The 1,140-nt window shown below is 54.9% G+C and carries 1 protein-coding gene; it reads right to left on the reverse strand.

The window, feature by feature from the left end; genetic code table 11:
* Positions 1-1,140 (reverse strand): ABC transporter substrate-binding protein (locus ACXJ5O_RS27750; protein WP_457302721.1); only part of this gene is annotated, 1,140 nt, incomplete at both ends.

Raw genomic sequence — 1,140 nt, forward strand, 5'->3', positions numbered from 1 at the left:
CTGCAGGAAGCCGTGAACCTTCTTGCTTAGCGCCACGGGATAGGGTGTCTCGTAGAGCGGCACGATCGGTCCTTCAGCGTTATAGATCTCCTGGATGCGAGCGTATTGAGCCGCGCGCTTGGTAGCATCGATCTCTTTCTGCGACGCATCGAAGAGCTTGTCCGCTTCCTCGTTTTTCCAACCCGTGTGCAAAGCATCGATGGTCGGCGAATAGACGAAATACGATGTGATCTCGTTCGGATCCGCAATATCGTCGGTCCATGCAGCCTCACGCATTGTGAAAACGCCATCGCGATATTGCTGGGTACGGGTGGCATTGTCCACCTGCTGCAACTCAAGTTTGATGCCTAGTTCCGCCCACATCTGCTGTAGCGCAGTCGCAATGCCGATTTCGTCCTGATTACCCGCAAGGACGAGGATGCTCGTATCGAAACCCTTTTCGAATCCGGCCTCCTTCATCAGGCTCTTCGCCTTTTCGATATCATAGGCATAGAGTGGCTTGTCGCCCGTATGCATCGGCGTGGCCGAAGACATGTAAGACGTCAGAGGCTTGCCGACGCCGTGCGTTACGATCGCAATGATTGCGTCCTTGTTGACGGCATAGTTCATTGCCTGACGCACTTTTGGATTGGATAGCGGATTGTCCTTACCCTTGATCTGCGGCCGTGCATTCATTGTGACATACTGCACGCGGGTCGAAGGGAACAGCTCCATATTGAGGTTGCCGGCGGACTTCAATTCTTCGACGCGCGAATAGGGAATGAATTCCGCCCCGTCGATCTCGCCAGAATTCAGCTTCAAAATGCGCGTGGCGTCATCCGGCAGGACTTCGAAGGTAACACCGTCAAGATAAGGCAAAGGCTTACCGTCTTCCCCCTTGCCCCAGTAGTGCTCGTTGCGAACGAGCTTCATCGTTGATCCACGATCCCAGGATTGCAGCACGAATGGGCCGGAACTGACCGGATGCTCGGCAAATACCTTTGCTTTGTCCGCGTCGGTGGCACCGGCCGCAGCCTCGAATACCTTCTGAGGCAAGATCGCAGTGTTGAACACCGTCAACGCAGCAAGGATGGCCGGGTCTGGATGCTTCAACTTCAGGACGACCGTTTTGTCGCCTTCCGTCGTTACATCGTCGATGGA

This window comes from Phyllobacterium sp. P5_D12, from assembly GCF_054049495.1.